The sequence below is a fragment of the Actinoplanes rectilineatus genome (genome assembly GCF_000962825.1).
GTDB classification, from domain to species: domain Bacteria; phylum Actinomycetota; class Actinomycetes; order Mycobacteriales; family Micromonosporaceae; genus Actinoplanes; species Actinoplanes rectilineatus.
Genome location: NZ_JZKF01000138.1, coordinates 1 through 13,900, shown reverse-complemented (window position 1 = coordinate 13,900; position 13,900 = coordinate 1). Strand labels below are relative to the sequence as shown.

Sequence of the window (13,900 nt, the reverse complement as noted above, 5' to 3'; positions counted from 1 at the left end):
GTGGCTCCGGCACCGGACCGAGAACGTGTGGCTCCGGCCCCGGACCGAGAACGTGTGGCTCCGGCCCCGGACCGAGAAGGCGTGACTCCAGCACCGGACAGCGCCCCAGGAATCCGGCACCCCGGCCCCGGCACGACCACCGGGACCGGGCTGAACCTCACTCCGGGCCGGCCTCGGCCACCGCGTCGAGCACCTGCTGACCGAACTTGGTCAGCTTGCTCTGGCCGACCCCGCTCACCGTCCCCAACTCGTCCATCGTCCGCGGGCTCAACGCCGCGATCGCCCGCAGCGTCGCGTCGTGGAAGATGACGTACGCCGGGACGCCCTGCTCCTTGGCGACCGACCCGCGCCACGCCCGCAGCCGTTCGAAGACCGGGACCGCAGCCTCCGGCAGGTCCACCGGCGGGGCCGCCGCCCGGCCGCCCGAACCGCCCCGGCTGCCACCGCTGGAACGGCCCGCTTTCGGGGCCGCCGTCTCGCGGCGCATCATCAGCTTGCGTTCGCCGCGGAGCACCTCGCCGCTGCGGTCGGTGAGGACCAGCGTGCCGTACTCACCCTCGACCGCGAGGAACCCGCCCGCCAACAGTTGCCGGACCACGCCACGCCACTCCGCCTCGCGCAGGTCGGCGCCGATGCCGAAGACGGTCAGCTCGTCGTGCCGGAACTGGGTGACCTTGTCGGTGCGTTTGCCCGTCAGGATGTCGATGGACTGGCCGGCCCCGAATTTCTGGCCGCGCTCCTTCTGCAGGCGGAACACCGTGGAGAGCAGTTTCTGCGCGGGCACCGTGCCGTCCCACGATTCCGGCGGGTTGAGGCACACGTCGCAGTTGCCGCACGTCGGGGCGGTGTCCTGTTGACCGAAGTAGGACAGCAGTTGTTCGCGCCGGCAGGTCACGCTCTCGCACAGGGCCAGCATCGCGTCCAGGTGCCGGCCCGCGTTGCGCCGGTGGGCCGCGTCGCCGTCCGAACCGTCGATCATCTTGCGTTGCTGGACCACGTCCTGCAACCCGTACGCCAACCAGGCCGTCGACGGCAGCCCGTCGCGCCCGGCGCGCCCGGTCTCCTGGTAGTAGCCCTCCACCGATTTCGGCAGGTCGAGGTGGGCCACGAAGCGGACGTCGGGCTTGTCGATGCCCATCCCGAACGCGATCGTCGCGACCATCACCAGGCCGTCCTCGCGCAGGAACCGTGCCTGGTTGGCGGCGCGGGTCCGGGCGTCGAGCCCGGCGTGGTACGGCAGAGCGGGGATCCCGTTCTCGGTGAGGAACGACGCGTGTTTCTCCACCGAGGCCCGCGACAGGCAGTAGACGATGCCGCAGTGCCCGGCGTGTTCGCTGCGGAGCAGGTCGAGCAGTTGTTTGCTGGGTGCGTTCTTGCCGACGATGCGGTATTGGATGTTGGGCCGGTCGAAGCTGGCCGTGAAGTGCCGGGCGCCGGTGAGCTGCAGCCGGGTTGCGATCTCGTCGCGGGTGGCCGGGGTCGCGGTCGCGGTCAGGGCGATCCGCGGCACGTCGGGCCAGCGTTCGTGGAGCATCGACAGGTTGAGGTAGTCGGGCCGGAAGTCGTGGCCCCACTGTGCGACGCAGTGTGCCTCGTCGATGGCGAACAGCGAGATCGTGCCCCGGTCGAGCAGGCGCTGCACTCCGGGTGTGCCGAGGCCTTCCGGTGCGACGTAGAGCAGGTCGAGCTCGCCGGCGACGAACTCGGCCTCGACCAGGCGGCGCTCGTCGAGATCCTGGGTCGAGTTGAGGAACCCGGCCCGCACGCCCAGGGTGCGCAGCGCGTCGACCTGGTCCTGCATGAGCGCGATCAGTGGCGAGATCACCACGCCGGTGCCCGGCCGGACCAGCGCCGGGATCTGGTAGCACAGCGACTTGCCACCGCCGGTCGGCATCAGCACGAGGGCGTCGCCACCGGCGATCACGTGCTCGACGATGTCGCCCTGTTGCCCCCGGAACGCGGGGTAGCCGAAGACCCGGTTGAGGGCGTCGGTGGCGGTGGACACGGAGAGCGGGGGAACCGGCGAAGTCACCCCGCGATAGTAGAGACCCGCCATCAAGATCAGCTCACCCTGTGGATATCTATGGGGTGACCCCGGGCAGGCCCACCAGGTCGAGGATCTCCCGGGCCGGACTGCCCGGCACGGCGATCAGGGTGAGCGGGGCGTCCTCGCCGTGGCTCTCGGCGACCAGGTGCAGGGCGGACACCCCGGCGCTGGCCAGCAGGCTGACGTCGGTGAGGTCGATGGTCATCGGCACGGTGCCGCCGCGGCTGCGGCGCAGCAGTTCCTGGCGCAGGTGGGCGGCGGACGCCGCGTCCACCGCGCCGGCCAGCCGCACCTGGGCCTCGTCGCCGCCGGGCAGCTCGGCGATGGTCAGTTCGGCGGCCGCCGGGACGGCCGGCAGCGGCTCGTCGAAACGGGCGAGCAGCCGGGCCGGGCGGGTCAGCGGGTGCCGCAGGGTGGCCACCGTGCCGTTCGCACCGGGTTCGACGCGCAGGCTCTGCACCAGCTGGGCGGTCAGCGCCAGGCCGCGGCCGCGGGTCGGCCGGCGTTCCGGCACCTGCCAGCCGCCGTGGTCGGCGACCGACGCCTCGACCACGCCGGTGGCGTCCAGGGCGACCCGTACCGCGATGACGTCCTTGCCGAAGGTGCCGCCGAACGCGTGCTCGATGGCGTTGGTGGCCAGTTCGCCGATCGCGTGCTGCAGGACGAACACGTCGTGTTCGGCGGCGCCCACCGCGGTGAACCAGGTGGCGAGCCGGGCACGGGCACCGCGCAGAGCGGCCGGTTCGGCCGGCAGTTCCAGGACCAGTTCGGGTACGACCGGAACCCGCTGAGCCGCCAGCAGGGTGATGTCGTCGGCGTGGCCACCGGCCCGGACGAGCAGTTCCAGGGTCTGGGTGCAGACCCGTTCCGGCGCCGTCGACGTCGGCGCGTGCAGCGCCCGCCCGGCTGCCGCGTCCGCCGCGACCAGGGCGAGTTCCTCGGCGCTGTCCGGTCCGCTGCCGGGGCGTTCCAGGATCCCGTCGCTGTAGAGCAGCAGCAGGTCCCCGACGCCGATCCGGGTGGTCCGCACCGGGAACGTGCCGCCGGTGCCGAGCGGCATCCCGCCGGTGCCCGCGAGGTAGCGGCTGCCACCGGTCGCCGGGACCAGCAGCGGTGGCGGGTGCCCGGCGGTGCAGTACTCCACCTCGCCGGTCGCCGGGTCGAGCAGCGCCAGGCACACGGTGGCGGCGTGGGCGGCCCGGACCCGCTGGGCGAGACGGTCGGCGGCGGCCAGCGCCTCGCCGATGGCGGCCCCTGCGTCCAGGCGTTCCTGCAGCACCGCCCGGAGCTGGCCCATCACCCCGGACGCGGTGACACCGTGGCCGACCACGTCGCCGACGACCAGCGCGACCCGGCCGTCCGGGCGGGCCACCGCGTCGAACCAGTCCCCGCCGGCGGCGGTGTCCGCGTCGGCGAGCAGGTAGCTGGCCGCGATGTGCAGACCGGGCAGCACCGGCACGCCGGGCGGCAGCAGCTCCTTCTGCAGGGCGGTGATCACGTCACGGCTCTGTTCGTAGCGCCGGCGCAGCTGTTCGGCCTCGGCCTCGGCGGCCTGACCGGACCGGGCCAGGTCGGTGACGTCGAACCCGGCCCCGATCACCCCGCGCAGAGCGCCGTCCGCGTCCCGCCACGGCACGATGGTGAAGGTCGCGAACATCTCGTGGACCGAACCGTCGGGCAGGTCCAGGTGCGCCCGCCACTGCCGGCCGGCGATCGGCTGGCCGGTGCGGTACACCTCGTAGTACGCGTCGACGAACTGCTGGCCGGCGAGGTCGGCGATGACCTCGCGGATCGGCCGGCCGATCACGTCACGGCCCGGCAGGACGGCCCGGGTGGCCGCGTTGCACGCGACCAGCTCGAGCTCCGGTCCCTGGCACACGGCGAGGATGAAGGGCAACTGGTCGACGGCGGCGGCCATCGCTGCCGGCTCGCCGGGATTCAGCTCACCAGAGTCCGGAACGCTCACACCCGTCACCATCTCATCCTGCCGGACCGTCCGCGGGAAAGCGCCGGACGTCACTCGGCCAGGGGCAGATCGATCGTGTGCGCGGTGTGTGACGCCTTCACGCTCAGATAGCGTACGTTCGCCGCGGACAGGTGCACGCCGGTTGGCACACGCTGGGTCACGTCGATCCCCAGACCGGTCAACTGGGCGGCCTTGTCCGGGTTGTTGCTGAGCAGCCGGACCCGGTCCACGCCGAGGGCGAGCAACATCTGTGCCGCCGCGGTGTAGTCCCGCTCGTCCTCGCCACGGCCCAGCGCCACGTTCGCCTGGTACGTGTCCAGCCCGTCGTCCTGCAGCGCGTACGCGTCGAGCTTCGCGTACAGCCCGATCCCGCGGCCCTCCTGGCGCAGGTAGAGCAGGAAACCGCCCTGTTCGGCGATCCGCTCCACCGCCTCGCGCAGCTGCGGCCCGCAGTCGCAGCGCTGGCTGCCGAAGACGTCCCCGGTCAGGCACTCGCTGTGCGGGCGGACCAGCGGGGCCCGCCCGCCGGCCGCCGACTTGGTCAGGGCCCGCTGCCAGTCGCCGAGAGCGAGGGCCAGGTGTTCCTTGCCGTCGTCCAGACCGTCGAACGTCATCACCCGGGCGGTGGTGGAGTAGCCGTCGGGGAATCGCAGCGGCACCGTGACCTGCCGCCGGACGGACGCCTTCGTTACCGCCGCCGTCCCGGCCTCAGTTGTATACATCGGTCCTCCTCATTGGTCACCGCTGTGCTCAGCACCGTTGCCCGGAGATCGGCCGTCGAATCCTGCGGATATCGTGGGCAGGGCGACAACTTCGACCCGGGGTGAGCGGTGGCTGAGCGTCCTTACATCTTGCTGAGCTGTGGCATGTCTCTCGACGGCTACCTCGACGACGCGTCCGAGCGCAGGTTGCTGCTCTCCAACGACGCCGATTTCGACCGGGTCGACGAGGAACGGTCCCGGGTCGACGCGATCCTGGTCGGGGCGAGCACCATCCGCCAGGACGATCCGCGCCTGCTGGTGCGGTCGGCGCAGCGCCGGGCCGACCGGGTGGCGCGGGGCGAGCCGGCCGACCCGGTGAAGGTGACCGTGACCGGCCGCGGCGACCTGGATCCGGCGGCCGCGTTCTTCACCACCGGCGCGTCGGCGAAACTCGTCTACTGCGCGTCGCCCGGGGTGCTGGCCGCCCGGGACCTGCTCGGGGCGGCCGCGACGGTGGTGGACGGCGGCGATCCGGTCGACGTGTCCCGGGTCGCGGACGACCTGGGCGTGCGCGGGGTGCGCCGGCTGATGGTCGAGGGCGGCGGCCGGATGCACACCCAGTTCCTCACCGCGGGGATCGCCGACGAACTGCAGCTGGTGGTCGCGCCGTTCTTCGTCGGTGACGCGCGGGCACCCAGGTTCGTGCACGACGGCGACTTCCGCTGGGGACCCGATCATCGGGCCATTCTCGCCGAGGTGCGCCAGATCGGCGATGTGGTGCTGCTGAGATATGCGCTTTCCGACCGTTTCGGCATGCCCTGACGGGTCGTTCAAGCCGCGACACCACCGGTGAGTGCGGGCTTGCGACCCCCGGCCCGGATCGTGGCGCGGCGGGCCGGCGGGACCGCCGCCGGGATGATGATGGGCCGGGCCGCCATGGCCGGTGCGGGGGAGACCGGCGTGGTGGCGGCGATCCGGAACGCGAGGGCGGGAGCCGCGACGGGCAGCGCCGGCACGACGGGGAGAACCGGTGCGACGGGCAGCGCCGGCACCGCGAGAGCCGGGGCGCCGGCCGGGACGACCGCGCGGGACCGCACCCGGGAGACGGTCCGGACCAGCACGATCACCGCGCCGGGAGCCGCCGCCACGAAGGCCAGCAGGCCGTAGGCCACCGCGATCGTCAGGCCCTGCGACGCGCTCAGGCCGGCGGCGCCGAACGCCCAGGCCATCACGCCCTCGCGGGGACCCCAGCCGCCGATGTTCACCGGCAGGCCCATCGCCAGCAGGGCGAGCAGCAGCAGCGGCGCCAGGGTCAGCAGGGCGGCGCCACTACCGGCCGCCCGTGCCGCCACCATGAACGTCGCCAGGTGCCCGGCGAGCACCGCGGCCGAGGCCAGCAGCACGCCGGGACCGGTCCGCCGGGACAGCAGGCCGGCCCGCATCTCGGCCAGTCCGGTGCGGGCCGCCCCGGCCGCCCGGGAGGTGCCGCGCCGCATGCGCCGCAGCACGATCAGGGCCAGAACGCCGGCCAGGGCGGTTCCCACGGTCACCGCGGCCACCGTCGGTCCGTGCGCCTGGATCAGGGCCAACACCGGTGAGGGTACGAGCAGGAGCACCGCGGCCCCCACGACCAGCAGCACGATCTGTCCCGCCGTGCGTTCGAGCACCACGGCCCGCACGCCACGGCCCAGGTCACCGGAGCCCTTGCCGTGCCGCACCGCCCGGTCGACGTCGCCGAGCACACCGCCCGGCAGGGCCGCGTTGAGGAACAGCGCCTGGTAGTAGTCGGCGACCGCACCCCGCAGCGAGATCGGCATGCCCAGCCCGCGCGCCACCAGGCACCACCGCCAGGCACTCAACACGGTGGTGGCGGCACCGATGACCAGCGCCGCCACCAGAGCGTTCGCGTCGAGCACCCGCAGGCCGTCCAGGAACGCGCCGGTGCCCAGCTTCCACAGCACCGCGGCCAGGATGGCGGCACCGCCCACCAGGCGGGCCCAGGCCCAGATCGATCGCGTCACGTCCATCGTCCCCTCGTAGCTTCTGGGGATTAGTACGCCCGGCGCGCGGGGCAAGGTTCACTCGAAGATCGCTAAAACATCCTGGTGTCCCACGGAAGCGTGTGGCAGAGACGACAGCCGCCGCTCGAGATAGTCATCGAGGTCGAGGTCCGGGCGCTGTTCGCGGGCCGCCCCCGTCCAGCCGCGCAGCCACTCCGCGGTCAGTTCGGGCAGTTCCGGCCCGAGCTGCCAGGGGGTGTCGCGGACCAGCACACGGGCGCCGGCCTTCTCGAACGCGGCCGCCGCGAACGCCGGGGCGTCCGGCCCGAGCAGCCGCCGGCCGCCGGTCTCCTCACGCCGCTGGTGCTCGTTGAACGCGGCCTCGACCTCGGCGTCGCGCGGGTCGGCCGGGTCGAACCGGACCCGGCCGGTCACCGAAAGGGTGAACAGGGCGCTGGTCCGGGCCTGCGCGAGCACCGCGACCAGGTCCTCCACCTCGCCGGCGGTGAGCAGGTCGAGCAGCGCCGAGCAGGTGACCAGACCGGTGCCGGCCAGGTCGTCCGCGGTGAGCGCGGTCACGTCCCGCTCGTCGACGCCGACGCTCACCCCGTCCGGCATCCGGTCCGCCGCGATCTCCAGCAGCCGCGGGTCCCGGTCGGTGAGGATCCAGACCTGCGGCGACGGCAGCTGCGGGGCCAGCCAGCGGCCCAGCGAACCGGTGCCGCAGCCCAGGTCGCGGATCTCGGTGATGCCGGCCGGCAGCGCGGCGATCAGGTCGCCGGCCCGGGCGGCGGCGTCGGCCGGCTCGCGCAGGGCCAGCCAGTCGGGGCTGAACTCTCCGGTCATGTTGACTCTCCGTCCGTCAGGATCTCGCTCAGTCGCCGGGCGGTGTCGTCCCACCCGGTCAGGGTCGCGCGCCGGGCCCGGGCCCGGTCACGCCAGCGGGCGCGCAGCTGCGGGTCGGTGAGCCAGGCGCGCAGGACGGTGGCCAGGGCCTCCGGATCGCCGGGGGGCACCAGCTCACCGGGCGGCTCACCGCCGGGTGTCGTACCGAGCGCCTCGGGTACGCCGCCGACGGCGCTCGCCACCACCGGAATGCCGCGGGCCAGCGCCTCGGTGACCACCATCCCGTACGTCTCGGCCCGCGACGGCAGCACGAACAGGTCGGCGTTCGCGTACGCGGCGGCCAGGTCGTCGCCGCCGAGCGGGCCACGGAAGTGCAGCACGCCGGTGTGGTCCGGGGCCCGCGGCACCGGCCCGGCCCCGGCGAACGTGCACTCCCAGGTCAGGTCGCCGAGCTGCGCCAGCGCGGCGAGCAGCACGTCCTGGCCCTTACGCGGGGTCAGCGACGCGACGTTGAGCAGCCGGTGGCCGTCCGGGGAGGGCGTGGCGAGCGGCGCCGGGTCGACGCCGGGGGCGGCCACCCGCACCCGGGGCAGGCCGTGCATCCGTTCGACGCGGCGGCCCGCCTCGGCGCTGGTGGCCACCACGGTGGTCGCCAGGTGCAGGGCCCGCCGTTCCCGGGCGCGCAGCTCGGTGGCCTCGGACTCGGCGAGCCCGGTCTCGTCGCTGAGCGGCAGGTGCACCAGGATCACCAGGCGCAGCCGGCCGGCGTGCGGTTCGAGCAGCTCCGGGACACCGCAGGCGACGAGACCGTCGAGCAGGACGGTCGTGCCGTCCGCTGCCTCGGCGAGGACGGTGGACAGGGCGTCCCGCGCGTGTGCCCCGGGGCGGGGCCAGGTGCCGGGGAGTGCTTTCTCGCGTACCCCCGCAAGCCTTTGATCGTGATCTGCCAGGCGTTGGAGCACCTCGCGGTCGTAACGGTTGCCGCCGCTCGGCGCCGCCGGGTCGTCGATCCCACCCGGCAGCACCGCGATCAGCGCACGACTCACAGGATCCGCTCGTAGCTGGCCCAGGCGATGTGCGACTCGTGCAGTTTGACCTCGAGACCGGTGAGGCCGGAGGCGCCGCGGCCGAACTCGCCCGCCTTGACCCGCACCGCGATCCGGTCGGCGATCACCTTCGCCAGGAACTCGGTGGAGGTGTTGACGCCGGTGAACTCCGGGTCGTCGTCCAGGTTGCGGTAGCTCAGCCCCTGGCAGATGGTGTGCAGCTGCTCGCTCGCCTTGCCGATGTCCACCACGATGTTGTCGTCGTCGAGCTCCGGGCGGCGGAACGTGACGTCCACGACGAACGTGGCGCCGTGCAGGCGCTGGGCCGGTCCGAAGACCTCGCCGGAGAAGCTGTGCGCGATCATGATGTGGTCGCGGACGGTGACGCTGAACAAGGGCTTTTCTCCTCGCTACGGTGTTCTCGGGTGGTGACTACGGATACCCGCTGTAGAAAGATCAATTCACCGGGTAATCGATCACGTGGCACAACGCGGGAAGTGAGCCGTCGGCGATCCGGGGGAGGACCGCCGGGAGGTCGCCGAAGTCCGAGTGGCCGGTGATCAGGGCGTCGAATCTCGGGTCGGTCAGCAGGTCGAGGGCGACGGCCAGGCGTTCGGCGTAGTCGCGGTGCCGCTGGGGCTGGATGCCGCCGACCTGGCTGCTGCGGATGGTGAGCCGCTTCGAGTGGAAATTCTCGCCCAAAGGAAGACTTATCCGTTTATCGCCGAACCAGCTGAGTTCGACGACGGTGCCTTCGGTGCGCAGGATGTTCAATGCCGTGGTCAGACCCTGTTCGGTGGCGGAGGCGTGGATCACCAGGTCGCGGTCCACGGTCGCGTCCGCCGGCTGCCGGAACCGGATGTCCAGTGACTTGGCGAGATCCGCCCGAGTGGGGTCGATGTCGATCAGCTCGACGTCGGTGGCCGGGAGCCCGGCCAGGACCGCCGCGACCGACGCGCCGACCATGCCACCGCCGACCACGGTGATCCGGTCGCCGATCTGCGGATGCGCGTCCCACACCGCGTTCACCGCCGTCTCCACCGTGCCGGTCAGCACCGCCCGGGCCGCCGGCACACCCGCCGGCACCACCGTCACCGCACTCGCCGGCACCACGAACCGGGTCTGGTGCGGGAACAGGCTGAAAACGGTCCGGCCGACCAGCTCCGGCACCCCGGCCTCGACCACGCCGACGTTCAGGTAGCCGTACTTCACCGGGCCCGGGAAGTCACCCTCCTGGAACGGCGCCCGCATCACCGGCCACTGGCTCTGCGGCACCCGCCCCTGGAAGACGAGCGTCTCGGTGCCCCGGCTCACCCCCGAGTGGAGTGTGCGAACCACCACATCACCGTCACCCGGATCGGGCACGGAAGCCGTGCGTATCTCCCCCGATCCCGGGCAAGCCAACCAGAAGGCACGGGCAGTTTCTGACAATGGTGGACCTTTCTGTGAACCGAAAGCCCCCGCTGAGCGTGTCAATCGGGGACAGCAGCTAGACCCTACGTCCAGGAGGAACGGTGACCATCAGTACCGCCACGACCACGACGGGTCCGTCCCGGGCCCCGCTGGCCGGGTTCGGGGCTCAGCTCCTCCTCCTCGCCGTTCTGGCCGCGACCACCGGGCTCAGCGCGACGGGATGGGTGGCCGGGATGGTCTACGGCGCGGTCCTCTGCGGCCTGCTCGACGCGGCCATGCGCCGCGCCGGGGTCACGTGGATCGGCTGGGCGAACCTGGTCACCCTCAGCCGCGCGATCCTCGCCGGCGGCGTGACCGCCCTGATCTTCTCGTTCACCCACGCCCCCGCACTGCTCGTCGTGAGCATCGCCGCGGTGGCCCTGGCCATGGACGGCGTCGACGGCCAGGTGGCCCGCCGGACCGGCACGACCAGCGCCCTCGGCGCCCGGTTCGACATGGAGGTCGACGCCTTCCTGATCCTGGCCCTCAGCTTCGCCGCCGCCGCCGAATACGGCTGGTGGGCCCTGGCGATCGGCGCGTTCCGGTACGCGTTCGTCGCCGCGTCCTGGGCGATGCCGTGGCTCAACGCCCCGCTGCCGCCCAAGTTCGGCCGCAAGGTGGTCGCCGCCCAGCAGGGTGTGATGCTCGCCGTCGTGGTCAGCGGACTCCTGCCGACCTGGCTCGCCGTCGCCGCCCTGGTCGTCGCACTCGGATCGCTGACCTGGTCGTTCGGCCGCGACATCGGCTGGTTGTACCGCACGTCGCGAGCCCTCGAAGAAGCCCGCAGCCGCTGGTCGGCGCCGCGGGCCCACGCACTCGCCACCCGCTGAGGAGCCGCTCCACCGCATGCCCGGGCCGTCACGATCCGGGCATGCCCCGTCTCTCAGGCCCGGTGGGACAGCCGGTCGTGCCACTCCGCCGCCCGCACCTCACCCAGATCGGCCAGCCGTGCCAGGCTGCCCAGCGCGTTCTGCACCGAACCACGATCCAGCATCACCCGGATCGCCTTCTCCGCGGCGTTCCAGTCGAGCGTCCCCCCGCGCGCCGCCTGACCGATCAGGATCTCGATCGCCTCGTCCTCGTGACCGTTCTCGATCAACTGATCGGCGGCCCGCATCACCGCGAAGAAATCACTGCTGGCCGTACCGCCGAGCAGCCGGTCGGCCAGGCCCCGCCGGTGCAGCACGGTCGCCAGCGCCCCGGCCGTGCGCGGATCACCGGCGTGCTCCTCCAACTGCTGCACGGCGGTGCCGAACTGCGCCGCGGAGAGCTGGTCCAGCAGCAACAACGCGTTCCCGTCGCCGAGCCGGGCGGCCCGGTCGGCGGCCAGCGCCAGATCCCCGAACCGGCCGGTGGCACCGAGCAACCCGGCCAGCTCACCGACCACCGCCGCGTCGCCGTGCCGGTGCAGCCGATCCTGCAGAAACCGGACACGCCCCTCGTCGACGGGGTCGTCGCGCTTCTTCCGCCACTTGCCCAGCACCGGTACATCATCGCCGCGTCGGCGCAGGCGGGAGGCTTTTCCCCGGTCTTGCGCCGCGGCGGGGGCTGCTTTCCTGGGTAACCGCCTCCCCGGTGGCTGCTTCCTGTTGTGGCTGCTTCCTGTTGTGGCTGCTTTCCGTGGTGGCTGATTTCTGTGGTGGCTGCTTTCCGTAATGGTCAGCGCACACGGGCGATCGAACCGGGCGGGGCCGGGGGAACGGCGTCCGGGTGCAGGATCGCGGCGATCGCCTCCACCCCGTCGACCAGACGTGGCCCCGGGCGGACCACCAGACCGTCACCGTCGACCGCCCACACCGCGGCGCCCGGGAAATGCGGCACCACCGCGGCGGCCTGCTCGACCGCGCCGTCCAGGTGGAAACCGCACGGCGTCACCAGCACCACATCCGGCCCGGGCGCGGCCAACTCCGCCCAGGAGGTCGCCGCCGACCGCCGGCCGCCCCGGTGCGCGACCGGCTCCCCACCGGCCGCCCGCACCATGTCCGGCACCCAGTGACCCGCACCGAACGGCGGATCCACCCACTCCACCACCGTCACCCTCTGCCGCGGGCGTCCGGCCACCCGCATGGCCACCGCCGCCAGCCGCCGCTCCAGCCGGGCGGTCAGCCTCCGGCCCTCCTCTGGTACGCCGGAAGCGCGGGCCACCTGCTCGAACGTGGCCAGCACCTCGGCGAGCGTGTAAGGATCCAGTGACAGCACGTCGGCCCGGCACCCCAGATGCGCCAGGGCCTCGTCCACGTGACCGGACGGCAGCGCACACACCCGGCACAGGTCCTGCGTGATGATCAGCTCGGGCGCCAGGGTGGCGAGGGCGTCCGCGTGCAGCGTGTACAGGTCGTCGCCGGCAGCCATCCGGGCCCGCACGTACCCGTCGATCTCGCCGGGCGTCATCCCCCGGGTGTCCCGGCCGCCGACGACCACGGTCTTGGTGGCGCGGGCCTCGGCCGGCTCGTCACACTCGAACGTGACCCCGACCAGGTCGTCACCCAGCCCCAGCGCGTAGACGATCTCGGTGGCCGACGGAAGCAGGGAGACCAGTCGCATCCCTCGATTCTGCTCGTCGCGTCTTCGACTCGTCTCCCGCTGCCCTGCTTCCCCCTCCGTCTCGGCGTCCCTCAGTCTCGGCGTGCCGTCACCCGCCGCCCTGCTTCCTGTGCCCCGGCGTGCCGTCTCCCGCCGGGTCGTCGGCCGAAAGGTGGAGGCGCGGCACGGCGATTCCGTCCCCGGTCCGATGTGATCAGGGGGTGGCGGGCGGAAGGCTGTCGGCAGCGCGGAGACACGCGGCCGATCAGCGGGGAGGGCCCACCACCATGCACACCGGAACGCAGGAGCACACCGACACGATCGTCCTGGACTACCTGGCGGCGCTCTGGGCCGCCGGCGAGGACCTGCCGCCGGCCGCCCGGGACGAGTTGATGAACACGGTCGCCCGCTACACGGCCGTCCGTCGCGACCTGTCCGGAGATGCGGGGCAACTACTGGCCCGGCTCGGACCGCCGGAGCAGCTCGTCGAGGCGGTACGGCGCGGAAATCTCCCCACCCACCTGCGGTTGCCGCCGTCCCTCGCCGCCGATGCCGTTGCGGCCGGCCTCACCAGCGGACCGGCGGGCGCGCCCCCGACGCCGGGACCGGTCGCCGGCGGCGAACCGATCGCGCTCACCCTGCTGCTGGCGATCACCTTCGTCCTGCCGGTGGTCAGCCCCACCGCCGCCATGCTGCTCATCGCCGGCTCCCCCCGGTGGACACCCGAGCAGAAGGCGGCCGGGTGGATGCTGACCACCGGCTCCAGCTTCGGCGCGATGCTCTTCGTGCTGTTGGTCGCCGGCGTACCACTGTTCAGCGGCCTCGGCGTGTTCCTGATCTACCTGGCCGGTTGCGCGGGCTCGGTGGCCGCCGGCTTGATGCTGCTCACGTCGATGCGCCGTTCAGGTGCCCATCCGGCCTGACGAACCACTCGGCTGGTGCCGTCGTTACTGGTGCCGTCGTTACTGCTGCCGCTGTGCCGTGCGCGACGGCTCGCTGTGCCGCAATGCCGCTCAGCTCGAGTGCGTTGGTGGCCTGCCGGTGTCGTTGCTGTTCGCGTTGTCCGGCCCTCGTCAGTCGCGTGGTGTGCAGACGGCTACCGCAGACGACGGCCGCGCCGCTCCTGCCGTCGTCTGCGGTTGAGTTTCGTCCCTTGGGCAGCCGTCGTCGGCGGCTCGATGGGCTCAGCCGTTGTCGGCGGTCGATCGGCGCCCGCTTCCGAGCCGTGGTGGGCGGCTGGTCTTGTTCGGCCGTCGTCTGTGGTTGTTGTGGGTTTCTGGTTGAGCCGTGGTGGGCGGCTGGTCTTGTTCGGCCGTCGT

At 72.6% G+C, this 13,900-nt stretch carries 12 protein-coding genes and 1 pseudogene; 3 read left to right on the top strand and 10 right to left on the bottom strand.

Annotation, left to right across the window (positions count from 1 at the left end):
* Positions 1 to 157 precede the first annotated feature (157 nt).
* From recQ to WH85_RS44330, 3 genes are read right to left on the bottom strand one after another with little or no spacing between them, the layout of a single operon-like run.
* A complete protein-coding gene (gene recQ, locus WH85_RS44340; protein WP_245674360.1) occupies positions 158 to 2,032 on the bottom strand; it encodes a DNA helicase RecQ in 1,875 nt (624 codons plus the stop codon).
* 49 nt (positions 2,033 to 2,081) lie between these two features.
* Complete coding sequence (locus WH85_RS44335; protein WP_245674359.1) at positions 2,082 to 4,013, bottom strand: SpoIIE family protein phosphatase; 1,932 nt, start codon at positions 4,011 to 4,013, stop codon at positions 2,082 to 2,084.
* A gap of 50 nt (positions 4,014 to 4,063) precedes the next feature.
* A complete protein-coding gene (locus WH85_RS44330; protein WP_045748224.1) occupies positions 4,064 to 4,735 on the bottom strand; it encodes a GTP cyclohydrolase II in 672 nt (223 codons plus the stop codon).
* Positions 4,736 to 4,843: 108 nt separating this feature from the next.
* Here WH85_RS44330 and WH85_RS44325 point away from each other — a divergent pair, with 108 nt between their 5' ends.
* The gene (locus WH85_RS44325; protein WP_045748227.1) at positions 4,844 to 5,536 is read left to right on the top strand and encodes a RibD family protein; all 693 of its coding nucleotides are present in this window, start codon (positions 4,844 to 4,846) and stop codon (positions 5,534 to 5,536) included.
* Positions 5,537 to 5,781: 245 nt separating this feature from the next.
* Here the strand turns inward: WH85_RS44325 and WH85_RS44320 are convergent.
* The 5 genes and pseudogenes from WH85_RS44320 to WH85_RS44300 all read right to left on the bottom strand — a co-directional run.
* Positions 5,782 to 6,741 (bottom strand): annotated as a pseudogene (locus WH85_RS44320) (lysylphosphatidylglycerol synthase transmembrane domain-containing protein); the annotation flags it as partial.
* Between the two features lie 51 nt (positions 6,742 to 6,792).
* Positions 6,793 to 7,560: a class I SAM-dependent methyltransferase gene (locus WH85_RS44315; protein ID WP_045748223.1), complete on the bottom strand. Its 768-nt coding sequence runs from the start codon at positions 7,558 to 7,560 to the stop codon at positions 6,793 to 6,795.
* Positions 7,557 to 8,606 (bottom strand): glycosyltransferase family 4 protein, encoded by a 1,050-nt coding sequence (locus WH85_RS44310; protein WP_083449735.1) that lies wholly within the window; start codon positions 8,604 to 8,606, stop codon positions 7,557 to 7,559. Before WH85_RS44310 ends, WH85_RS44315 begins: the two co-directional genes overlap by 4 nt.
* Complete coding sequence (locus tag WH85_RS44305) at positions 8,603 to 9,001, bottom strand: 6-pyruvoyl trahydropterin synthase family protein (RefSeq protein ID WP_045748221.1); 399 nt, start codon at positions 8,999 to 9,001, stop codon at positions 8,603 to 8,605. The genes WH85_RS44310 and WH85_RS44305 overlap by 4 nt, the downstream gene beginning before the upstream one ends.
* Before the next feature lie 61 nt (positions 9,002 to 9,062).
* Positions 9,063 to 10,037, bottom strand: coding sequence for a zinc-dependent alcohol dehydrogenase (locus WH85_RS44300; RefSeq protein ID WP_045748220.1), 975 nt, complete (start codon positions 10,035 to 10,037; stop codon positions 9,063 to 9,065).
* 83 nt (positions 10,038 to 10,120) lie between these two features.
* Between WH85_RS44300 and WH85_RS44295 the strand changes: the two genes are divergently transcribed.
* Positions 10,121 to 10,888: a CDP-alcohol phosphatidyltransferase family protein gene (locus WH85_RS44295; protein ID WP_211275636.1), complete on the top strand. Its 768-nt coding sequence runs from the start codon at positions 10,121 to 10,123 to the stop codon at positions 10,886 to 10,888.
* Between the two features lie 53 nt (positions 10,889 to 10,941).
* Here the strand turns inward: WH85_RS44295 and WH85_RS44290 are convergent, their stop codons facing one another.
* A complete protein-coding gene (locus WH85_RS44290) occupies positions 10,942 to 11,541 on the bottom strand; it encodes a hypothetical protein (protein WP_045748219.1) in 600 nt (199 codons plus the stop codon).
* 176 nt (positions 11,542 to 11,717) lie between these two features.
* On the bottom strand, positions 11,718 to 12,602 hold the full coding sequence (locus WH85_RS44285) for an ABC transporter substrate-binding protein (protein WP_045748218.1): 885 nt from the start codon (positions 12,600 to 12,602) through the stop codon (positions 11,718 to 11,720).
* A 266-nt stretch (positions 12,603 to 12,868) separates the two neighbouring features.
* Between WH85_RS44285 and WH85_RS44280 the strand changes: the two genes are divergently transcribed.
* A complete protein-coding gene (locus WH85_RS44280) occupies positions 12,869 to 13,504 on the top strand; it encodes an HAAS signaling domain-containing protein (RefSeq protein ID WP_045748217.1) in 636 nt (211 codons plus the stop codon).
* Positions 13,505 to 13,900: the final 396 nt, after the last annotated feature.

Coding starts and splice junctions, on each gene's coding strand:
- WH85_RS44330 (WP_045748224.1), bottom strand. CDS start 4,735: ATGTATACAACTGAGGCCGGGACGGCGGCGGTAACGAAGGCGTCCGTC.
- WH85_RS44315 (WP_045748223.1), bottom strand. CDS start 7,560: ATGACCGGAGAGTTCAGCCCCGACTGGCTGGCCCTGCGCGAGCCGGCC.
- WH85_RS44285 (WP_045748218.1), bottom strand. CDS start 12,602: ATGCGACTGGTCTCCCTGCTTCCGTCGGCCACCGAGATCGTCTACGCG.
- WH85_RS44280 (WP_045748217.1), top strand. CDS start 12,869: ATGCACACCGGAACGCAGGAGCACACCGACACGATCGTCCTGGACTAC.